Source organism: Streptomyces sp. NPDC057877, from assembly GCF_042796855.1.
Lineage (GTDB): Bacteria > Actinomycetota > Actinomycetes > Streptomycetales > Streptomycetaceae > Streptomyces.
In genome coordinates this window covers 151,914-171,994 of record NZ_JBHVMS010000006.1, presented here as the reverse complement: position 1 = coordinate 171,994, position 20,081 = coordinate 151,914, and the positions used below count along the sequence as shown (strand labels likewise).

The window sequence follows — 20,081 nt, the reverse complement described above, 5'->3', positions numbered from 1 at the left end:
CCTGGACTTCCCCGTCGTACCGCTACGGCACCCTGGACTTCCCCGTCGTACCGCTACGGCACCTTGGACTTCACCGTCGTACCGCTACAGCACCTTGGACAGGAACGACTTCGTCCGCTCGTGCTGCGGGTCGGTCAGGACGTCGCGCGGGTTGCCGGACTCGACGACCACGCCGCCGTCCATGAAGACCAGGCTGTCGCCGACCTCGCGGGCGAAGCCCATCTCGTGGGTGACGACGACCATCGTCATGCCGGACTCGGCGAGGTCGCGCATGACGTCGAGGACGTCACCGACCAGCTCCGGGTCCAGGGCCGAGGTGGGCTCGTCGAAGAGCATCAGCTTCGGGTCCATGGCGAGGGCCCGCGCGATGGCGACGCGCTGCTGCTGGCCGCCGGAGAGCTGCGAGGGGTAGTTCCGGGCCTTGTCGCCCAGGCCCACGCGCTCCAGCAGCTCCATCGCCCGCTCCCGGGCCTGGCCGCGGCTGACGCCCTTGACCTGGATCGGGGCCTCCATGACGTTCTCCACGGACGTCATGTGCGGGAACAGGTTGAAGCGCTGGAAGACCATGCCGATGTCCCGGCGCTTCAGCGCGACCTCGCTGTCCTTCAGCTCGTAGAGCCTGTCGCCCTTCTGGCGGTAGCCGACCAGCTCGCCGTCCACGTACAGCCGCCCGGCGTTGATCTTCTCCAGGTGGTTGATGCACCGCAGGAAGGTCGACTTGCCGGAGCCGGAGGGGCCGATGAGGCAGAACACCTCGCCGGACTTCACCTCCAGGTCGATGCCCTTGAGGACCTCGACCGGGCCGAAGGACTTGTGGACGCCCTCCGACTTGACCATGGGTACGGTCGTGGTCTTCTCGGTCTTCTCGGTCATGCCGCCGCTCCCTTCCGGTTCGACAGGGAGAGGACGTTCTTCCTGATCTTCTGCCACGGGGTGGGCGGCAGCTGGCGGGTGGAGCCGCGGGCGTAGTAGCGCTCCAGGTAGTACTGGCCGACGCTGAAGACCGACGTCAGTACGAGGTACCAGGCGGCGGCGAGGAACAGCATCTCGGCCGGGGCGCCGGAGGTCTGGCCGATGTCCTGGGCGACCCGGAACAGCTCGGAGTACTGGACGACCGACACCAGCGAGGTCGTCTTCAGCATGTTGATGACCTCGTTGCCCGTCGGCGGCACGATCACGCGCATCGCCTGCGGGACGACGATCCGGCGCAGCGTCTTGGCGTGACTCATGCCCAGCGCGTGCGACGCCTCGGTCTGGCCCTCGTCGACCGAGAGCAGACCGGCGCGGCAGATCTCCGCCATGTACGCGGCCTCGTTGAGACCGAGGCCGAGCAGCGCGGTCAGGAACGGGGTCATGAAGTCCGACCACTCGTCCTGGTAGAACGGCCCGAGGTTGATGTACTCGAAGACCAGGCCCAGGTTGAACCAGACCACGAGCTGCACCAGCACCGGCGTACCGCGGAAGAACCAGATGTAGAACCACGCGATCGCGCTGGTCACCGGGTTCTTCGAGAGCCGCATCACCGCGAGCATGATGCCGCCGACCACGCCGATCAGCATGGCCAGCACGGTGATCAGCAGCGTCTTGCCGACACCGCTGAGGACACGGTCGTTGAAGAAGTAGTCCGGGATCGCGCCCCAGTTGATCCTGCCCTGGGAGAACGCGTAGATGATCCCGCCCAGCAGGGCGAGCGCGACGACGGCGGACACATAGCGCCCGTAGTGCCGGACCGGGATGGCCTTGATGGCCTCCGGACCGGCCGGGGGCGTGTCGGCCGGGCCCGTCGTCTTGTCGATGTCAACAGTCACGGGTGTTGCCTTTCAGTGGCCGCTGGCCGGACGTGCCGAGCGGTCACTTGCCGCCGTTGACGACGGCCTCGTCCACGGCGCCCTCGGTGACGCCCCACTTCTCCAGGACCTTGGTGTACTCGCCGCTCTCGATGACCGCGTCCATCGCGGCCTTGATCGCGTCGCGCAGCTCGGCCTGGTCCTTGGCGACCGCGATGCCGTACGGCGCGGCCTCGACCTGCTCGCCGACCAGCTCGAAGTCGTTGCCGCCGCCGGAGGTCTTCACGGCGTACGCGGCGACCGGGAAGTCCGAGGAACCGGCGTCGGCGCCGCCCGCGCGCAGGCGGGTCTGGGCCTGCTGGTCGTTGTCGAAGGCCTCGATGGTGAGCTTCTTGCCGCTCGGGCACTTCTTGGCCTCGTCCTTGGCGAGGTCCTCGGAGACCGTGCCGCGCTGCACCACGAGCTTCTTGCCGCACAGGTCGGACCAGGTCTTGATGCCCTGGTCGTCGCCCTTCTTGGTGTAAATCGAGACACCGGCGGTGAAGTAGTCCACGAAGTCGACGCCTTCACCGACCTTCTTGCCGGTCTCGGAGTCGATGCCCTCCTGGCGCTCCTTGGTGTCGGTCATCGCGGACATGGCGATGTCGTAGCGGTTGGAGCGCAGGCCGGTGAGCAGGGTGTCGAAGGTGCCGTTCTCGAACTCGAACTTCACGCCGAGCTGCTTGCCCATGGCGTCCGCGAGGTCGGGGTCGATGCCGACCGTCTTGCCGGACTCGTCCTTGAACTCGACCGGGGCGTAGGCGATGTCCGAGCCGACCCGGATGACACCCTTGTCCCGGATCGACTGGGGGAGCTTGTCGGCCAGCGGGGCCGCGCTCTGGGTGGCGGTCTCGGTCTCGTTGTCCGAGCCGCCGCCTTCGGTCTGGTCACCGCAGCCGGTGAGAAGCAGGGCGCCTGCGACCGCGATCGAGCCGACCGCTGCCAGCCGGGAGCGCGCGGCGGTCGTACGACGGGTGGAGCTTGCGGTCATGGTGGGTTCCTCCGGCGGATGGGTGGAGTTGCCGATGGGTCTTGGTCGACGAGAACACACGCCTTCGAGTGTCGCGACCTTGTGTGATTACCGCATCTTGCCATTCGGACTGAACCATTCAGGCGATGCGCTATGTCAAAATCGGATAACGGGTGACCCCCGAACCGCATCATCCGGTACATCACGACCGGACCTTCTGCGGGAATCTGCGCTTCCGGCAGGAAGATCTTCGCCGTATCTCAGGATCTGGAAGCTCGATCCTTCGCCTTTCGCCTGGCTTGAGTGCTAGTCGAAGCTTTGTCCAGTGCTTGTCCTGATTTCGTGGGAAGAGTCATGTCTCCGCCGTGTGACCCTCGCGTTATGGACTCGTCCTCGGCGCGGTCCGTCCGGTAAGAAGGTTCTTTACACCCCTCATCCGGGGCTCAGGGCGCGTGTGCGGCGCGCCCGTCGCGTAATACCCGTCAGGCCCCCAAACGTGCCGGGGGTCAGGGAGTACGCGGTGCCCGCCCACCCCTCACCAGGAGTGGTCAACCCTCAACCTATAAATACTTAAGGGGTAAAACGAAGTGGCAGCGGAGATCGTCAATCCTCGCAGCGACAGCGACGCCGGTACGGACCAGGACGGCGGGGCCGAGCCCCTCGATTCCTTCGACCCGGCGTTCGCTCTGCACCGCGGCGGCAAGATGGCCGTGCAGGCCACCGTGCCGGTCCGCGACAAGGACGACCTGTCCCTGGCGTACACGCCCGGCGTCGCGAAAGTGTGCACCGCGATCGCCGAGCAGCCCGAGCTGGTCCACGACTACACCTGGAAGTCGTCGGTGGTCGCCGTCGTGACGGACGGTACGGCGGTGCTCGGGCTCGGCGACATCGGACCCGAGGCCTCCCTCCCCGTGATGGAGGGCAAGGCCATCCTCTTCAAGCAGTTCGGCGGCGTGGACGCGGTCCCGATCGCGCTGAACTGCACGGACGTCGACGAGATCGTCGAGACCGTGGTGCGCCTCGCACCCTCCTTCGGCGGTGTGAACCTGGAGGACATCTCGGCACCCCGGTGCTTCGAGATCGAGCGTCGGCTCCAGGAGGAGCTGGACATCCCGGTCTTCCACGACGACCAGCACGGCACCGCCGTGGTCACCCTGGCCGCGCTGCGCAACGCCGCCCGGCTCAGCGGCCGTGCCCTCGGCGAACTGCGCGCCGTCATCTCGGGTGCCGGGGCCGCCGGTGTCGCCATCGCCAGGATGCTGATCGAGGCCGGGATCGGGGACGTGGCGGTCGCCGACCGCAAGGGCGTCGTCTCCGCCGACCGACAGGACCTGACGCCGGTCAAGCGGGAACTGGCCGGTTTCACCAACAAGGCCGGGCTCTCCGGCTCCCTGGAGGACGCCCTCGCGGGCGCCGACGTGTTCATCGGCGTCTCCGGCGGTACGGTCCCGGAGGCGGCGGTCGCCTCCATGGCCGAGGGCGCGTTCGTGTTCGCCATGGCCAACCCGAACCCGGAGGTGCACCCCGACGTCGCGCACAAGTACGCGGCGGTCGTGGCCACCGGCCGGTCGGACTTCCCCAACCAGATCAACAACGTGCTGGCCTTCCCGGGGATCTTCGCGGGCGCGCTGCAGGTGCGGGCGTCCCGGATCACCGAGGGCATGAAGCTCGCGGCGGCGGAGGCGCTGGCGGGGGTCGTCGGGGACGATCTCGCGGCTGACTACGTCATTCCCTCGCCGTTCGACGAGCGGGTCGCTCCGGCGGTCACCGCGGCGGTTGCCGCGGCGGCTCGGGCGGAGGGTGTCGCTCGGCGGTGAGGTTGTGTTGACGGCCCTGTCTCCTTCTGGAGGCGGGGCCGTTTTTCGTTGGGTGCGGGGCCGATCGGGTGGTTTGGGTTCGATGGCGGGTGCGGGTGCGGGTGCGGGTGCGGGCTCGGGTGCGGGCTCGATGGCGGGTGCGGGTGCGGGTGCGGGTGTGGGGCGCGGGGTGCGGGTGGGTGGGGGCTGGTCGCGCCCGTGCGGCGGAGCCGCGTATCACCAGAGCCCCGCGCCCTGGGGTGGGTTGCGCAAGAGGGTGTGTCTCACAGTGGCCACCGGTTTCGCTGGTCGGCTTCGCGGCCTAGGGTCGGGAACATGTTTGCCGTCTACGCCGCCCGTATCGACCGTGACCAGCCGCTGAACGGCCTGGAGTTGGGGGAGCGGCCCGCCCCCGAGGGCCGTCCCGGCTGGAGCACCGTCGATGTTCGCGCCGCCTCCCTCAACCACCATGACCTCTGGTCCCTGCGTGGCGTCGGTCTGCCCGAGGACCGGCTGCCGATGATCCTCGGCTGTGACGCCGCCGGGGTCGACGAGGACGGCAACGAGGTCGTCCTGCACTCCGTCATCGGGCAGACCGGTCATGGGGTCGGCCCCAAGGAGCCGCGTTCGATCCTGACCGAGCGCTATCAGGGGACGTTCGCCGAGCGGGTCGCCGTACCCACGTGGAACGTGCTGCCGAAGCCCAAGGAACTGTCCTTCGAGGAGGCCGCCTGTCTGCCGACGGCGTGGCTGACGGCGTACCGGATGCTGTTCACCAACGCCGGAGTGCGGCCCGGGGACTCCGTGCTGGTGCAGGGGGCCGGGGGCGGCGTCGCCACGGCCGCCATCGTGCTCGGCAAGGCGGCGGGGCTGCGGGTCTTCGCGACCAGCCGGGACGAGGCCAAGCGCAAGCGGGCGCTGGAGCTGGGGGCCGTGGAGGCGGTGGAGTCGGGCGCGCGGCTGCCGCAGCGGGTGGACGCCGTGATCGAGACGGTGGGCGCGGCGACCTGGTCGCACTCCGTGAAGTCGCTGCGGCCCGGCGGCACGCTCGTGATCTCCGGCGCCACCAGCGGTGACCGGCCCTCGCACGCCGAACTGACCCGGATCTTCTTCCTGGAGCTGAAGGTCGTCGGGTCGACCATGGGCACCAAGGACGAGCTGGAGGATCTGCTCGCCTTCTGTGCCGCGACCGGGGTGCGGCCCGTCATCGACGAGGTGCTGCCGATGGACCGGGCGCGGGAGGGCTTTGAGCGGATGGCCGCGGGGGAGCAGTTCGGGAAGATCGTGCTGCAGAACGACTGAGTGGTCTGACGTCGGCGGTTGGCGGCCGGTCCGGGGCTCCGGGCCGGTCGTCCTTTTGGGCGTGGTGTCAACTCCGGTTGACTTGAGAAGTCTGTCAACGTAGGTTGACGTCATGACCGAAGCAACGGATCTCGCCGAGCGCGCGGGCGACCGCGACCCCCGGGTCGGGCTGCGGGCCGTCGCCGCGCTGCGGAGGCTGCTGGAGCAGTTGGAAGCCGTGCAGGTGCGCAGTGCGCGCAATCAGGGCTGGTCGTGGCAGGAGATCGCCGCGGAACTCGGAGTGAGCAGGCAGGCCGTACACAAGAAATACGGGAGGCGATGATGTTCGAACGGTTCACGAAGGACGCCCGGGCCGTGGTGAAGGGGGCCGTCGAACACTGCGAACGGTCGCGGTCCCGGGTGGTGGAGGCCGAGCATCTGCTGCTCGCCCTGCTGGACCGGGAGGGAAGCCGGGGGTCCTTCGCGCTGACCTCGCTGGGGCTGGCCGGGCGGCGGGAGTCGGTGGCCGGGGCGCTGGCGGAGGCGCGGCGGCGGGCCGGGCTGTCGCAGGCCGACGCCGAGGCGCTGGCCGGGCTGGGCATCGACGTGTCGGCGATCGTCTCCCGGGTGGAGGAGGCGCACGGGGTCGGCGCGATGGCCGGTGATCCCGCCGCCTCCGGGGGCAGCGGGAAGGGCAAGGGCTGGTGGGGCGGGCACCGGCCCTTCAGCCGCGATGCCAAGAAGGTGCTGGAGAACTCCCTGCGCATGGCGCTGGCACATGGTGACCGCCATATCGGCGACGAGCATCTGCTGCTCGCCCTCACGACCCGCCCGGGTGTGGCCTCCGAGGTGCTCGCCGACCATGGGGTGACCCATGAGTCGGTGACGCGGGTGCTGTACGGCGGGGGAGAGGCGAAGGCGGGGTGAGCGCCCCGGTGTCTTCACCTCTCCGTCCGTCCGCTAGGGCTTCGGCGTCCGCAGCAGGGCTCCGATGTGGGCCGCCGCTGAGGACAAGTGACGGCGGGCGTCGCGGAGCTGGTCGGAGGTGACGCCGTGGTCCCGGGCCGCGTCGCGGATGTCGTCGCGGAAGCGGTCGAGCAGGCGGTCCAGATCGCGGGCCGGGTCGCCGGTGGAGAGGTCGTCGTGGGCCCAGGAGGGCTGGTAGTCGGCGGGGAAGTCCTCCGGGGTCTGTGAGTACTCCGGCTCCTGGCCGGGCTTGGTGCCGCGGCCGAAACCGAAGTCGTGGCCCAGGTCCTTGCCGAAGTCCAGGCCGAACTCGCCGAACTCCTTGGCCAGTTCGGTCAGGCCCTCCCGCATGCCCGTCGGCCAGTCGCCGCGGGCGAAGTGGTCCTGCACCTGCTCCTGGACCCGCCGGGCGATGCGCTGGATGCCCTCCTGGGCCAGGGCACGGGCCTGGTCCTGGGCCTCCTTGGCCTGGCGGCGGGCCCGCTGGGCCTCCTCGCGGGCCCGGCGGCTCTCGTCCTTGGCGCGCCGGGCCTGGTCCTTCCACTCCTGCTTGGCGCGGCGCATCTCCTCCTTGGCGGTGCGCCAGGCCTCCTTGTCGCCGAGGGCGTCCGCGGTGTCCTCGGTGCCGCCGGTGCGGCGGGCGGCGGTGGCGGCGGCGCGCATCTCGCGCCGCAGGTCGCCCGCGGCGCCGCGGACGTCGGCGCGGATCTCGGCGGCGAGTTCGGCGACCGACTCGCGGATCTCCAGCTCCAGGTCGGCCAGCTCGCCGCTGCGGTCGGCCAGTTCGGCGCGGCCCGCGTCCGTGATGGCGTAGACCTTGCGACCGCCCTCCGTGGTGTGGGTGACCAGGCCCTCGGCCTCCAGCTTGGCCAGCCGGGGGTAGACGGTGCCCGCCGACGGGGCGTACAGCCCCTGGAAGCGCTCCTCCAGGAGGCGGATCACCTCGTAGCCGTGGCGCGGAGCCTCGTCCAGCAGCTTCAGCAGGTAGAGCCGCAGGCGGCCGTGAGCGAAGACGGGGGCCATGTCAGAGCACCTTCTTGTCGGTCGTGCCGTCGGCCGGGTCGCTGGTCGAGGGGGTGTCCCCGCCCGCCGCGGCATCCAAGTTCCCCCGCGGGTCCTGCTGTGGATTCTGCTGTGGGCTGTCGTCCGGATCCACGTCCCACACCCCGTCGTCCGACTGCGGGCGGCGCAGCAGGGCGATCGAGCCGGAGACGGTGGTGGCCCTCAGTCTGCCGCTGCCCGCGCCCAGCCTGCCGGTGATGCGCTTGGCGCCCCACTGGCCGTTGACGCGGAGGTCCTCGAAGGCATTGGAGACGGTGCCGCTCGCGGTGTTCGCCTCCACCTTGGTGTCGGCCGGGTGGGGGAGGCGGATGGCGATCTCACCCGAGACGTTGTTGAGGCTGATGTCCGTGGGGCGGCTCGCCGGGTCGATGTCGATGATCATCGAGCCGCTCACCGAGTCGGCCCGCACGGAGGAGCCCGCCTCCACGACGGTCAGGTCACCGGAGACGGAGTTGAACCGCAGGTCTCCGGTGAGGGCCTGGGCCTCCAGATTCCCGGAGACGGTGTCCGCCCGCACCGGCCCGGCGAGACCGACCAGGGTCGTGTCCCCGGAGACTCCCTTCACGTCCGCCCTGCCCTCGATCCCCGAGACGACGGCCGCCGCGCCCACGACGCCCACCTCGACGTGGGTGCGCGCCGGAACGGCCAGGGAGACCACGGCGCTGCGGCGCCAGCCCTTGCGGTCGAGCCATTTGAGGAAGCCCTTCCAGGGCAGGTCCTCGTACGCCACCGTCAGGACGCCGTCCCGCTGGGTGACCAGCAGGGGTGGGCCGTCGATATCGGAGACCTCCAGGCGGGCGGAAACTTCTTCCGTGCCCACCACGTTCACCGTTCCGTTGACGATGCGTACGTGGAGTTCGCTCACGGGTGCGTCGAAGGTGAGCTTGCTCGGCTCGGTGACGGACCACTCGGACATGGGAAGACCTCCACGGGCGACGCGACGCGCCATATCGCGTCTCGTGCAATTCACGATATATCGCGGGCGACGGAAGTCAAGACACTCGTTTCGGTGACCCGCGTCGCCCCGTGGGTGACTTCTCGCCACGTGAACCGGGACAAATTGCCCTAGCGTGTGAGCATGCCGACGGAAGACTCCGCCCGTCCCTCTCCGGGGGCCCTGCTGCTGTGCCGGGCCGAGCCCGGCGCCGTCGTCCCCGTCGCGCATCTGCTGCGCGAGAACGTGCTGCTGACTCCGGCGGGCGAGGAGTGGAGCGTGCTCGTCCCCGAGGGCGGGCCCTGGCTGTCCGGCGCGGAACCCGTCGACCGCGTCCTCACCGGCTGGGCCACCGCCCTCGCCGTCGGCGCCCCATGGCCGGTGCTCGCCCTGTGGTGGGACGCCGACCGCGCCGGATACACCCTGGTGTCCGGCTTCCGCCGCCCCGTCGGCTACGTCTGGCTAGCGGACGGCACCCCGGCCGGGGAGGACGAGGCGATGCGCACCTTCGCCGCCCGGCTCGGACTGGACCCCGTCATGGACATGGAGTCCCTCGACCGGCTGGCCGAGCCCGACGCCGAGGCGGACGCCCGTGCCCGCCTGCACGGCCTGGTCGCGGTCCTCACGCGCGCGGGAGTCACCCTGCCCGCCGGTCTGGTTCCCGGCGACCCCGCCGACCGGCTGCGCGAGGCGGTCGCGGAACGCCGCGACACCCGGCGGATCGAGTGGTCCGGCTGGCGCGCCGCCGTCCGTACGGAACTGCGCGAGGTGGACATGAGCCCCTGTCTGCCCTGGTCACGCGACCCCAGGGCGCGGGTCCTCGCGCTCGCCCAGATCGCCGTGGGCCTCCCGCTCACGCTCTGGGGCCTGCGGCGCCACAGCGGCGGCTGGACGGCGGCGGGCGCGCTCCTCCTCACCCAGGGCACGCTCGCCCTCGGCTACGCCCTCACCCACCCGCCCGACTGACCGCCTATTCGTCCTCGTCGTCCAGCCGCGCCAGCCAGGTCGCCAGTCGCTCCACCGGGACCTCGAAGTCGGGGTTCAGGTCGACGAACGTACGCAACTGCTCGGCGAGCCACTCGAAGGTGACCTCTTCCTCGCCGCGCCGCTTCTCCAGTTCCTCGATGCCTCGGTCGGTGAAGTACATGGCGGCTGCTCTCCTGCTTTTTCCGGAACGGTGCTGCGGGCAACAGCCTACGTAATGGCGGACGGCGTCGTCGCACGGCTCCGGTCGCCCTCGCGGAGCCAGGCGAGTAGTTGCCGGAGGCGGTAGGCCCGGAAGTCCGGAAGTGTGTCGTCGGTGAGGAACTCCTCGATCCACCGAACGGCTTCTGCGGTCGCCTCAGCGTCCCCCATGTCCACCAGGGTGGGGAGGACGAAGTCGGGGTCGTTGTTCCGCAGAATGTGGTGCCAGAGCGAGAGCGCGGCCTGGCGTCGGTGGAGAGTCAGGCACAAAGACGCCAGTTCCCGGGTGTTCTCCCACGTCAGCCAACTGGCGCCGGTCGCCGTGCGCACCACGAGAGGCACGGCCTCGGCGCCCTCGACGGAGAGCAGTAGCCGGAAGCCGCTCATGATGTCGTCGCCTCTCGCGGAAGGCAGTGTGACGAGGCTGCGACCCAGTTCACCGATCTGCGGCAGCACCGTGTGCCATTGCTCCTCGCACTCGGGAAGTGCTTTGCGTACCCCTTCCAGCCAGTCGCTGTTCATGCCCAGCGCGGTGGTCGACCGCCAGTGCTCCAGCATCCTCTCGATGGCCCCGACACCTCGCACCTTGATGAGGAGCCGGGCGGCCACCTCGTAACCTCTCACCAGGCAGTGCGGGGTGCGCATCGCGAGGTCGGCGATCTCCTCCGCCTCGTCTCGCGCACCTGCGTCGAGGAGGGCCTGCGCCATCGCGGCCCGGTGGTACGGGAGGACTCGGTGGCCCCGACGCGTCAGATTCATCACGGAGTCCACGGCCGAGAGACCTTCGGCCTTCAGCCAGGTGGCCACCGGGTGCTCCGAGTGACCAAGCGACCAGTGGGAGTCACAGAGCATGTCCCGGGCCCATGCGGCAGCCTCCTTGGGGAAGCCCTGGTCGGCCAGAGCCGAGTGCAGGTGGGCTGGTATCCAAGGGGACTGACCGCTGTCGGGAGTACTGCGTGCCAGGGCTTCGGCGAGGACTGGACGGGCCTCGTCGCCCTCCACTTTCGTCAGGGCCTCGGTTGCCCACTTCAGCGGGTGGTGCCACAGTTGGTCGTCCGCGAGCAGACGCCGGGCGATGCGGGCGGCGGCCGATGATTCACCGAACTTCTCCAGCACTTCCCCCGCGGCCTGGTAGCTGAAGACGTCCCAGGCTGGTCGAGCGAGGATCAGTTCGACGATCGACCCGGCCACCTGTGGCGCCGATTCGGGCGCGGAGGTGAGCCATGCCTCGGAAACCTTGCGGACCGTGCCAGGCCCCACCGAGTGGTCGGAGAGCGCAACGGGCGCGAGTCGTGCCACGTCGCCGGACGCGTCCAGCTTGGCCAGGGCGTTGACCACGTAGCCCAAGAGCCAGGAGTATTCCGGATCCGCCGTGATGCGCAGGGCGCGGCACCGCACCGCGTCCCTTGCTTCCTGCCCCAGACCACACGCGATGTCGGCGGCTCTCTCTATCTCGTAGCGCACACCGCCCAGCACCTCGATCAGAAGGCCGGTCGCCACCTCGGCTGATCCGAACCCGCTGAACGCCTGAACGGCCTGCAAGCGGGCTCTAGTCGTCTGACGCACCGACCGAGCGAGATCCTGGAGGCCCTCGGCGAGCCCGGGCACATGACCGAGACCGCCCAGCATTCGAAACGCCTCGGTCTGGTGCTCCTTGTCCCAGCAGCAGGTGCCGATGAGCAGCAACCGCTCCACTACCTGACGCGCGTGGGAGTCGGTGAAGCGGACACCTTCCGCCAGCAGCAGACCGCCCAGCAGTGAGCGCCGGTGGCCTCCGGTTGTCCCCGTCAGCAGGCGTTCCGCCAGGAGGTCCGGATCACAGTCCGGCCGGTTAGCCCACAAGCAGAGGACGAACACCGGAAGTGTCTGGTCCTTGGCGCGGGCGGCTCGCCAGAACCATTCCTCGGGGTCCGGGAAGTCGGGTGGCACCTCGGCCACGTAGGCCTCCGCGGCGAAGTACTCGGCGAACGAGTGGTGCAGGAAGCGGTATCCGTCCTCCACACCGACGAGCAGCCCGGTACCGCGCAGGAAGTCGGGTAGGTCCTCCTGCCATTCGGGCAGCCGGTCGACCAGGGTGGGTGCTTGCTGCCGGACCCAGTCCATCGCGGCCTCGACGAGGGACCCGTCCTGCTCCAACCGGTGACGGCCCAGCACCCGCAGTGCTTCGCGTTTGTTCCGCTCCAGCCACAGATGCAGTTCCAGCCGGTCGGGATCATCCCGGAACCGCCGTAGCAGTGCGCTGCGCCCCGTCCGGGCGTCGGATGTCCCCTGGTCGAGCAGCCGGATGAGGAAACTCTGGTAGAGACTGACGCGGTTGGTGGGCAGTGGGCGGTCGGGATTCACCGTGGCGTTCACGGCCGCGATGGTGGCCAGGAGCGGATTGCGCACCAGCTCACGCAGACGGCTGTCCTCGGTTTCCTTGAGGAAACGCTGGGTGGCGGCCCGTTCCCGTTCTCCCGCGCCGAACTGGGCGGTGAACCATCGGGTGGCGAACTCGCGCAGTTCCTTGTCACCGAACGGCTCCACAATGTACTCACCGAGCGACGTGGTCCGCAGCGGCAGCAGCTCGGAGTCCGGAAGCGGCCGACTGGTGATGACGAAGCGGTAGTTGCCGTCCCCAAGCGTGTGCTGGGCGATCGCCTTGATGACGGCCCTGCGCGCGTCCCGGTCGGTGATCTCGTCCAGCCCGTCCAGCAGCACCAGCCAGCGGGCGCCATGCACCCGGTCCTGAAAGAGCCAGGGGGCGGGGTCCGCCACCAGACTGAGCCCCATGCCGCGGCGCACCGCGCGGTGTAGGGCGGCGCTCAGCGATTCCGACTCGCCGACCAGGGCATGGGCGGCGACCCGCACCGGTAACACGGGTTCGGACAGGGGCGCCGACAGACTGGTCTCCTGGCGCAGCCAGATGCGTGCCAAAGTCGACGCCAGATGGCTGGTGAGCGTCGACTTGCCCGCGCCGGGTTCTCCGGTGATCAGCAGATGCTCGTGCCGGGCGAACGCCTCCGCGACGGGCATCCGTGCCTCGATCCCCACCGGCTCGGCTCCATGGTCCGCCTCACCTGGGCCGTCCCCGCCGGGGTAGGCCGCCGTCTCCGGTGTGCTCTCGCGGAGCGCGCGTACCCGCTGCCGTACGTACACCGCCGACAGCGGTGGCTCCTCCACCTTCATCATGTCGTACGGCAGCCGCTCCACCGCCCGGGCCTGGGCGTCCAGGAGGGTCTTCAGCGACAGGCTCGGCTCGGGAAGCTCCGCCCACGTGGTCAGCCGCGGCTGCTCGGCCCACCGCGCGGCATCGGCCGCCCGGTCCATGGCCTCCTTGGCGCGGACCCACACTGGTTCCACCGAGGCCGGGTCACGGCCCAAGGCCAGGGCGTACGACTTGACCTGCTCCAGTCGGAACAGGCGGGTGGCGTTGTTGATGCCGTACACCACGTTCCTGTGGGCCAGTTCGGCACGCACGACGGAGTTGAGGGTGGTGAAGCCTTTTGCCGCTATCGCCGCTTGGAACCAGTCCGCCAGTTCCTCCAGCTCGGGATGGCGCTGCTGGTCGCCCTTCGGCGGCCGTCCCCCGCTCATGGCCCACCCTCACGTACGGTCGGAGTTTCCCGCAGTTTCCCAGAGTAGAGGGAAACTTCCGGCGGCTTCCAGAGTGGTTGTGTCCCCGAAACCCGGGGCTCTGAGGAGGAGTTGAGTCCCATGCCGCCGATCGCCGTAGCCGACCCCCTGCTCGCCGTCGTCCTCGTCCTGGTCGGCGCGGGCACCGCGCTGGCCCGTGCCTGGATCGCCCACCGCACCGCCGTCCGCAAGGAGGAGGAGCACACCGAGCGGACCCGGCTGGCCGTCATCGGCTCGGTGAGCGAGCACCGGGCCGCCGTCGTACGGGCCTGCGCCCAGTTGGAGGCGGCCGGGCGGACGGTATCGACCGGGCGGCGCAGACCGCGCAGTCCGTAGGGGAAGCAAGAAGGTCCGGCCCGGGGAGCACCCGGGCCGGACCTTCTCGCGCGCGTGGTCAGTCGCGGCTCACGCCTCGAACACCTCGCGCACCAGCTGCTCCTGCTCCGCCTGGTGGCGCTTCGCCGAGCCCACGGCCGGGGACGACGAGTGCGGGCGGGAGATGCGGCGCAGGCGCTCGCCGTGCGGGACGTCGGCGCCGACCGCCAGGTCCAGGTGGTCGATCAGGTTGAGGGCGATGAACGGCCAGGCACCCTGGTTCGCCGGTTCCTCCTGGGCCCACAGGTACTTCTCGGCGTTCGGGTACTTGGCGATCTCCGCCTGGATCTCGGCTCCCGCCAGCGGGTACAGGCGCTCGATGCGGAGGATCGCGGTGTCCGTGACGCCGCGCTTCTGCCGCTCGGCCTCCAGGTCGTAGTAGACCTTGCCGGAGCAGAAGACGACCTTGCGCACCGCGGCCGGGTCCACCGACGTGTCGCCGATGACCGGGCGGAACTGGCCCGTGGTGAACTCCTCCGCCTTCGCCGCCGCGGCCTTGAGGCGCAGCATCGACTTCGGGGTGAAGACGACCAGCGGCTTGTGGTGCGGGTTGTGCACCTGCCACCGCAGGAGGTGGAAGTAGTTCGACGGCGAGGTCGGCATCGCGACCGTCATGTTGTTCTGCGCGCACAGCTGGAGGAAGCGCTCGATACGGGCCGAGGAGTGGTCCGGGCCCTGGCCCTCGTAGCCGTGCGGGAGCAGGAGCACGACGCCGCTCGTCTGGCCCCACTTCTGCTCGGCGGAGGAGATGAACTCGTCCACGACCGTCTGCGCGCCGTTGACGAAGTCGCCGAACTGCGCCTCCCACATCACCAGCGCGTCCGGGCGGGCCAGCGAGTAGCCGTACTCGAAGCCCATCACCGCGTACTCGGAGAGCAGGGAGTTGTAGACGTTGTAGCGGGCCTGGTCCTCCGACAGGTAGAGGAGCGGGGTGTGCTCCTCGCCGGTCTCGCGGTCGATGATGACCGCGTGCCGCTGGCCGAACGTGCCGCGCTGGGAGTCCTGGCCGGACAGCCGGACCGGGACGCCCTCCAGGAGGAGGGAGCCGACCGCGAGGGTCTCGCCCATGCCCCAGTCGATCGTGCCGTCCTCGACCATCGCCGCCCGGCGCTGGAGCTGCGGCAGCAGCCGCGGGTGGACGGTGATGTGGTCGGGGATGTTGACCTGGGACTCGGCGATCCGCTTGACGATCTCCGCGGACACCGCGGTGTTCACCGCGACCGGGAACTCGGCCTGGGTGTCCGGGGTCTGCACCGCGGCGGGCTGCGAGGTGGCCTCGCGGACCTCGGTGAAGACCTTCTCCAGCTGGCCCTGGTAGTCCTGGAGCGCCTGCTCGGCCTCTTCCAGGGTGATGTCGCCGCGACCGATGAGGGACTCGGTGTAGAGCTTGCGCACCGAGCGCTTCTTGTCGATCAGGTCGTACATCAGCGGCTGGGTGAAGGCCGGGTTGTCCGACTCGTTGTGACCGCGGCGGCGGTAGCAGATGAGGTCGATCACCACGTCCTTGTTGAACGCCTGGCGGAACTCGAAGGCCAGGCGGGCCACGCGGACCACGGCCTCCGGGTCGTCGCCGTTCACGTGGAAGATCGGGGCCTCGATCATCCGCGCCACGTCCGTCGCGTACATCGACGAGCGCGAGGACTCCGGGGCGGCCGTGAAGCCGACCTGGTTGTTGATGACGACGTGGACCGTGCCGCCGGTGCGGTAGCCGCGCAGCTGCGACATGTTCAGGGTCTCGGCCACCACGCCCTGGCCCGCGAAGGCCGCGTCGCCGTGGATCGCGATCGGCAGGACCGTGAAGTCCGTACCGCCCTTGTTGATGATGTCCTGCTTGGCGCGGGCGACGCCCTCCAGGATCGGGTCGACGGCCTCCAGGTGGGAGGGGTTCGCGACCAGGTTGACCTTGATCTGCTCGCCGTCGAGGCCGGTGAAGGTGCCCTCGGCGCCCAGGTGGTACTTCACGTCGCCGGAGCCGTGCATCGACTTCGGGTCGAGGTTGCCCTCGAACTCACGGAAGATCTGCGCGTACGACTTGCCGACGATGTTGGCGAGCACGTTCAGGCGGCCCCGGTGGGCCATGCCGATGACGACCTCGTCCAGGCGGGACTCGGCGGCCGAGTCCAGCACCGCGTCCAGCAGCGGGATGACGGACTCGCCGCCCTCCAGGGAGAAGCGCTTCTGGCCGACGTACTTCGTCTGCAGGAAGGTCTCGAACGCTTCCGCCGCGTTCAGGCGGCGGAGGATGCGCAGTTGCTCCTCGCGCTCCGGCTTGGCGTGCGGGCGCTCGACGCGGTCCTGGATCCACTTGCGCTGCTTGGGGTCCTGGATGTGCATGAACTCGATGCCGGTGGTGCGGCAGTACGAGTCGCGCAGCACGCCGAGGATGTCGCGCAGCTTCATCATCGACTTGCCCGCGAAGCCGCCGACGGCGAACTCGCGCTCCAGGTCCCACAGCGTCAGCCCGTGCTCGACGATGTCGAGGTCCGGGTGCTTGCGCTGGCGGTACTCCAGCGGGTCGGTGTCGGCCATGACGTGGCCGCGGACCCGGTAGGAGTGGATCAGCTCGAAGACGCGGGCGGCCTTGGTGACGTCGTCGTCGTGGGAGGCGTCGATGTCCTTGAGCCAGCGGACCGGCTCGTAGGGGATGCGCAGCGCCTCGAAGATGTCGTCGTAGAAGCCGTTCTCGCCGAGGAGCAGGTTGGCGACCTGGCGGAGGAACTCGCCGGAGGCCGCGCCCTGGATCACCCGGTGGTCGTACGTCGACGTGAGCGTCATGACCTTGGAGATGCCGAGCTTGTTCAGGGTGTCCTGGGAGGTGCCCTGGAACTCCGCCGGGTAGTCCATGGCGCCGACGCCCATGATGACGGACTGGCCGGGCATCAGGCGCGGCACCGAGTGGACGGTGCCGAGGCCGCCGGGGTTGGTCAGGGAGACCGTGACACCGGTGAAGTCGGCCATCGTCAGCTTGTTGTCGCGGGCGCGGCGGACGATGTCCTCGTAGGCCTGCCAGAACTCGAAGAAGTTCAGCGTCTCGGCCTTCTTGATGGCCGCGACGACCAGCTGGCGGTCGCCGTTCGGCTTCACCAGGTCGATGGCGAGGCCGAGGTTGACGTGCTCCGGCTTGACGAGGGTGGGCTTGCCGTCCTTGGTCTGGAAGGACCAGTTCATCGCCGGCATGGCCTTGATGGCCTGCACCATCGCGTACCCGATGAGGTGCGTGAAGGAGATCTTCCCGCCGCGGGCGCGCTTGAGGTGGTTGTTGATGACGATGCGGTTGTCGAACAGCAGCTTCACCGGGACGGCGCGCACGGACGTGGCCGTGGGCATCTCCAGGGAGGCGTCCATGTTCTTCGCCACGGCGGCGGACGGGCCGCGCAGGGTCACCAGCTCGGGGCCCTCGGTGGCCTCGGCGGCGGGCGCGGCCTTCGGCTTCGCGGCGGCGGTGGGCTGCGCCGGGGCGGCAGCGGCGGGCTTGGCGGCCGGGGCGGCGGGCTGGGCCGGAGCCGGAGCCGGGGCGGCGGGCGCCGGGGCAGGGGCCTGGGCGGCCGGGGCCGGAGCAGCCGGAGCCGGAGCAGCCGGGGCCTGGGCGGCCGGAGCGGTGGTGGTGTCCGTGGCCCCCGTGGCCGCGGTACCCGCCGGAGCCGGGGACGCGGGCGCTCCCGGCTTGTAGTCGGCGAAGAAGTCCCACCAGGCGCGGTCTACCGAATTCGGGTCCTGGAGGTACTGCTGATAGATCTCGTCGACGAGCCACTCGTTCGGACCGAACGCGGCAGCGGGATTCTTGCCCGCTTGGTCTGCGTCGGTCGAGATGCTCGATGCGTTACTGGGGGACTGTGGCGACACGGCGGCAACCGCCCTCTTCCGCTTCACAAGGTGATGGACAGCGGGAATAAAGGCTACGCCTCCATGGCCGAGAAGGTCAGGCCGGGCCGGTTCATCGTCGTGTAAGTCACATCGAACACGGTGTTTCGGGGCCGACAATGGCGGGAAACAAGCGGGGTTTCGGTGTGAAACGGGTACGTCGATCCCGGCCCGGCGCGCACGGGACGCGGGCCTCTGCCTGATCACACGTGTCCGTCAGCGCGGACACCCATGGATCTTGTGGCTCCGCTTCGCACTTTACGTCAACTTGGCACAGATGACAGGCCCGGAAGGGTGACCAGGATCCGGCAGCCCCGCTCGGATTCGGCCACGCCGATCTTGCCGCCGTGCAGGTCCACCGCCCACCGGGCGATCGCCAGACCGAGCCCCGTGCCGCCGTCGCTGCCGGGGTCGTGCGGACGCTTCGCCGCGCCCCGGTTGAACCGCTCGAACACCCGGTGCCACTCCGAGCGCGGAATGCCGGGGCCCTCGTCGAGGACCTCCAGCTCCAGCGAGCCCGGCCAGGCCCCGGACCGGGCCTTCACCGTCACCTTGCCGTGCGGCGGGCTGTGCTTGACCGCGTTGTCGATCAGGTTGGCCATGACCTGGTGGATCCGCTCCGGATCGGCGTGCGCGACCAGCTCCGGCGGGTGCACGTCCAGGCTCAGATGGACGTCGGTGCGGGTGTGGCTGCCGGATCCGGAGGCGATGCCCGCGCGTGCCGACGCGACCATGTTGGCCTCCTTCAGCACGCCCGAGAGGTACGGCCACACCTCGAACCGCCGCTGCTTCAGCGGTACGACGCCGTTGTCCAGGCGCGACAGGTCGAGCAGCGTCTCCACCAGCCGACCGAGCCGCTCCGTCTGCTTGAGCGCGGTGCGCATGGTCTCGGGGTCGGCCTCGGCGATGCCGTCGACGACGTTCTCCAGCACCGCGCGTAGCCCCGCGATGGGGGTGCGCAGCTCATGGGAGACGTTCGCGACCAGCTCCTTTCGCTGGCGGTCCTGCGCCTCCAACTCGTCGGCCATGCGGTTGATGGTGATCGCCAGGTCCCGCAGCTCGTCCCGGCGGTTCTCGCGCACCCGGCGGGTGTAGTCCCCGTGTGAGATGGACCGGGCCACGGCGTTCATCTCGTCCAGCGGCGCGGTGAGCGAGTGCGCCACGAACTGCGTGATCAGCAGGGTGGCGATCATCGAGAAGATGGTGATGAACCGCAGCTCCGTCTTGGTGCGCACCGCGATCATGGCCAGGCCCGTGGCGATCAGCACCGAGACGACGACCAGCGCGCCCAGCTTGGTCTTGATGGAGAACGGGCGCACCCCGCCCCAGGGGCCTCCCGGGCTCCACCGTCCGTCGCTCATGGCGTCGGCGTCTCCAGGGCGTACCCGACGCCGTGCACCGTGCGGATCCGCTCGGCGCCGATCTTCCGGCGCAGTGCCTTGATGTGGCTGTCGACGGTCCGGGTGCCGGAGGCGTCCGCCCAGTCCCACACCTCGGCGAGGAGCTGCTCGCGCGAGAGCACCGCGCGCGGGGTGTTCGCCAGGCAGACCAGCAGGTCGAACTCGGTGGGCGTGAGGTGGACGTCCTCGCTGCGCACCCGCACCCTGCGCTGCGCGTGGTCGATCTCCAGCTCGCCCAGGCGCAGGATGCCGCTGCGCGGGGTCGTCGCGGCCAGCGCGGCGCGCTCCACCCGGCGCAGCAGGACGTGCACCCGGGCGGCCAGCTCCCGCATGGAGAACGGCTTGGTCATGTAGTCGTCGGCGCCGACGCCGAGGCCGACGAGCATGTCCGTCTCGTCGTCGCGCGCGGTGAGCATCAGCACCGGCACCGGGCGCGCGGCCTGCACGCGGCGGCAGACCTCCAGGCCGTCGAAGCCGGGCAGCATGATGTCGAGGATCAGCAGGTCGGGCTGCCATGCCTCGGCGGTGTCGACGGCCGCGGGGCCGTCCCCCGCGGTCTGTACGAGAAATCCCTCGGCGCGCAGACGGGCCGCGATGGCGTCGACGATCGTCGCGTCGTCCTCGACCACCAGCACCCGGCGCTGTGCCCCGGGAGTGGTCGCCGCCGTGCCGTTGTGGGAGGTGTGTGTCTGCTCCATCGCCCGCCCCTGAAGTGTGCTTTCCGGAATCCGTGGGGTGATCCCATGACTGCGCTTGACGCTTGAATGATCGGCGTCAGGCAAGCAGGGTACGGGGAGTCACCATGGCTCG

General features: G+C 69.8%; 16 protein-coding genes. 6 read left to right on the top strand and 10 right to left on the bottom strand.

Annotated elements, in window-relative coordinates:
- Positions 1 to 84 precede the first annotated feature (84 nt).
- From ACFVQG_RS19350 to ACFVQG_RS19340, 3 genes are read right to left on the bottom strand one after another with little or no spacing between them, the layout of a single operon-like run.
- Positions 85 to 873, bottom strand: coding sequence for an amino acid ABC transporter ATP-binding protein (locus tag ACFVQG_RS19350; protein WP_383384278.1), 789 nt, complete (start codon positions 871 to 873; stop codon positions 85 to 87).
- Positions 870 to 1,808 (bottom strand): amino acid ABC transporter permease, encoded by a 939-nt coding sequence (locus ACFVQG_RS19345; protein WP_383384275.1) that lies wholly within the window; start codon positions 1,806 to 1,808, stop codon positions 870 to 872. Before ACFVQG_RS19345 ends, ACFVQG_RS19350 begins: the two co-directional genes overlap by 4 nt.
- A gap of 43 nt (positions 1,809 to 1,851) precedes the next feature.
- Positions 1,852 to 2,817 (bottom strand): ABC transporter substrate-binding protein, encoded by a 966-nt coding sequence (locus ACFVQG_RS19340; protein WP_383384272.1) that lies wholly within the window; start codon positions 2,815 to 2,817, stop codon positions 1,852 to 1,854.
- 566 nt (positions 2,818 to 3,383) lie between these two features.
- Here ACFVQG_RS19340 and ACFVQG_RS19335 point away from each other — a divergent pair.
- The 4 genes from ACFVQG_RS19335 to ACFVQG_RS19320 all read left to right on the top strand — a co-directional run bounded on the left by ACFVQG_RS19335 (position 3,384) and on the right by ACFVQG_RS19320 (position 6,800).
- The gene (locus ACFVQG_RS19335; RefSeq protein ID WP_383384269.1) at positions 3,384 to 4,613 is read left to right on the top strand and encodes an NADP-dependent malic enzyme; all 1,230 of its coding nucleotides are present in this window, start codon (positions 3,384 to 3,386) and stop codon (positions 4,611 to 4,613) included.
- Positions 4,614 to 4,928: 315 nt separating this feature from the next.
- Positions 4,929 to 5,894: a zinc-binding dehydrogenase gene (locus ACFVQG_RS19330; RefSeq protein ID WP_383384266.1), complete on the top strand. Its 966-nt coding sequence runs from the start codon at positions 4,929 to 4,931 to the stop codon at positions 5,892 to 5,894.
- A gap of 112 nt (positions 5,895 to 6,006) precedes the next feature.
- Positions 6,007 to 6,216, top strand: a complete 210-nt coding sequence (locus ACFVQG_RS19325; RefSeq protein ID WP_003997975.1) for a helix-turn-helix domain-containing protein — start codon at positions 6,007 to 6,009, stop codon at positions 6,214 to 6,216.
- Positions 6,216 to 6,800, top strand: coding sequence for a Clp protease N-terminal domain-containing protein (locus ACFVQG_RS19320; protein WP_383385542.1), 585 nt, complete (start codon positions 6,216 to 6,218; stop codon positions 6,798 to 6,800). The genes ACFVQG_RS19325 and ACFVQG_RS19320 overlap by 1 nt, the downstream gene beginning before the upstream one ends.
- 33 nt (positions 6,801 to 6,833) lie before the next feature.
- Here ACFVQG_RS19320 and ACFVQG_RS19315 read toward each other — a convergent pair whose 3' ends face one another.
- Together ACFVQG_RS19315 and ACFVQG_RS19310 are read right to left on the bottom strand one after the other, a co-directional pair.
- Complete coding sequence (locus tag ACFVQG_RS19315; protein ID WP_383384263.1) at positions 6,834 to 7,862, bottom strand: helix-turn-helix transcriptional regulator; 1,029 nt, start codon at positions 7,860 to 7,862, stop codon at positions 6,834 to 6,836.
- 1 nt (position 7,863) lies between these two features.
- Positions 7,864 to 8,817: a DUF4097 domain-containing protein gene (locus ACFVQG_RS19310; RefSeq protein ID WP_383384260.1), complete on the bottom strand. Its 954-nt coding sequence runs from the start codon at positions 8,815 to 8,817 to the stop codon at positions 7,864 to 7,866.
- Between the two features lie 162 nt (positions 8,818 to 8,979).
- Here ACFVQG_RS19310 and ACFVQG_RS19305 point away from each other — a divergent pair, with 162 nt between their 5' ends.
- A complete protein-coding gene (locus tag ACFVQG_RS19305; protein ID WP_383384257.1) occupies positions 8,980 to 9,801 on the top strand; it encodes a hypothetical protein in 822 nt (273 codons plus the stop codon).
- A gap of 4 nt (positions 9,802 to 9,805) precedes the next feature.
- On the opposite strand, the gene ACFVQG_RS19300 is transcribed toward ACFVQG_RS19305, so the two are convergent.
- Together ACFVQG_RS19300 and ACFVQG_RS19295 are read right to left on the bottom strand one after the other, a co-directional pair.
- The gene (locus ACFVQG_RS19300; protein ID WP_097878907.1) at positions 9,806 to 9,982 is read right to left on the bottom strand and encodes a DUF6104 family protein; all 177 of its coding nucleotides are present in this window, start codon (positions 9,980 to 9,982) and stop codon (positions 9,806 to 9,808) included.
- 47 nt (positions 9,983 to 10,029) lie between these two features.
- Positions 10,030 to 13,596, bottom strand: coding sequence for an NACHT domain-containing protein (locus tag ACFVQG_RS19295; protein WP_383384253.1), 3,567 nt, complete (start codon positions 13,594 to 13,596; stop codon positions 10,030 to 10,032).
- A 120-nt stretch (positions 13,597 to 13,716) separates the two neighbouring features.
- Between ACFVQG_RS19295 and ACFVQG_RS19290 the strand changes: the two genes are divergently transcribed.
- Positions 13,717 to 13,971 (top strand): hypothetical protein, encoded by a 255-nt coding sequence (locus tag ACFVQG_RS19290; protein ID WP_383384249.1) that lies wholly within the window; start codon positions 13,717 to 13,719, stop codon positions 13,969 to 13,971.
- Between the two features lie 69 nt (positions 13,972 to 14,040).
- On the opposite strand, the gene ACFVQG_RS19285 is transcribed toward ACFVQG_RS19290, so the two are convergent.
- The 3 genes from ACFVQG_RS19285 to ACFVQG_RS19275 form a co-directional block, all read right to left on the bottom strand.
- Positions 14,041 to 17,853 carry a multifunctional oxoglutarate decarboxylase/oxoglutarate dehydrogenase thiamine pyrophosphate-binding subunit/dihydrolipoyllysine-residue succinyltransferase subunit gene (locus tag ACFVQG_RS19285; protein WP_383384245.1) on the bottom strand — a complete coding sequence of 1,271 codons (3,813 nt, stop codon included), beginning with the start codon at positions 17,851 to 17,853 and terminating at the stop codon, positions 14,041 to 14,043.
- A gap of 281 nt (positions 17,854 to 18,134) precedes the next feature.
- Positions 18,135 to 19,232, bottom strand: a complete 1,098-nt coding sequence (locus tag ACFVQG_RS19280; RefSeq protein WP_383384242.1) for a sensor histidine kinase — start codon at positions 19,230 to 19,232, stop codon at positions 18,135 to 18,137.
- The gene (locus tag ACFVQG_RS19275; protein ID WP_383384238.1) at positions 19,229 to 19,969 is read right to left on the bottom strand and encodes a response regulator transcription factor; all 741 of its coding nucleotides are present in this window, start codon (positions 19,967 to 19,969) and stop codon (positions 19,229 to 19,231) included. The genes ACFVQG_RS19280 and ACFVQG_RS19275 overlap by 4 nt, the downstream gene beginning before the upstream one ends.
- Positions 19,970 to 20,081: the final 112 nt, after the last annotated feature.

Excerpts from the sequence above, each read along its gene's own strand:
- ACFVQG_RS19280 (WP_383384242.1), bottom strand. The coding sequence starts at position 19,232 with ATGAGCGACGGACGGTGGAGCCCGGGAGGCCCCTGGGGCGGGGTGCGC.
- ACFVQG_RS19275 (WP_383384238.1), bottom strand. The coding sequence starts at position 19,969 with ATGGAGCAGACACACACCTCCCACAACGGCACGGCGGCGACCACTCCC.
- ACFVQG_RS19350 (WP_383384278.1), bottom strand. The coding sequence starts at position 873 with ATGACCGAGAAGACCGAGAAGACCACGACCGTACCCATGGTCAAGTCG.
- ACFVQG_RS19305 (WP_383384257.1), top strand. The coding sequence starts at position 8,980 with ATGCCGACGGAAGACTCCGCCCGTCCCTCTCCGGGGGCCCTGCTGCTG.
- ACFVQG_RS19340 (WP_383384272.1), bottom strand. The coding sequence starts at position 2,817 with ATGACCGCAAGCTCCACCCGTCGTACGACCGCCGCGCGCTCCCGGCTG.
- ACFVQG_RS19310 (WP_383384260.1), bottom strand. The coding sequence starts at position 8,817 with ATGTCCGAGTGGTCCGTCACCGAGCCGAGCAAGCTCACCTTCGACGCA.
- ACFVQG_RS19330 (WP_383384266.1), top strand. The coding sequence starts at position 4,929 with ATGTTTGCCGTCTACGCCGCCCGTATCGACCGTGACCAGCCGCTGAAC.
- ACFVQG_RS19315 (WP_383384263.1), bottom strand. The coding sequence starts at position 7,862 with ATGGCCCCCGTCTTCGCTCACGGCCGCCTGCGGCTCTACCTGCTGAAG.
- ACFVQG_RS19325 (WP_003997975.1), top strand. The coding sequence starts at position 6,007 with ATGACCGAAGCAACGGATCTCGCCGAGCGCGCGGGCGACCGCGACCCC.
- ACFVQG_RS19290 (WP_383384249.1), top strand. The coding sequence starts at position 13,717 with ATGCCGCCGATCGCCGTAGCCGACCCCCTGCTCGCCGTCGTCCTCGTC.
- ACFVQG_RS19295 (WP_383384253.1), bottom strand. The coding sequence starts at position 13,596 with ATGAGCGGGGGACGGCCGCCGAAGGGCGACCAGCAGCGCCATCCCGAG.
- ACFVQG_RS19300 (WP_097878907.1), bottom strand. The coding sequence starts at position 9,982 with ATGTACTTCACCGACCGAGGCATCGAGGAACTGGAGAAGCGGCGCGGC.
- ACFVQG_RS19320 (WP_383385542.1), top strand. The coding sequence starts at position 6,216 with ATGTTCGAACGGTTCACGAAGGACGCCCGGGCCGTGGTGAAGGGGGCC.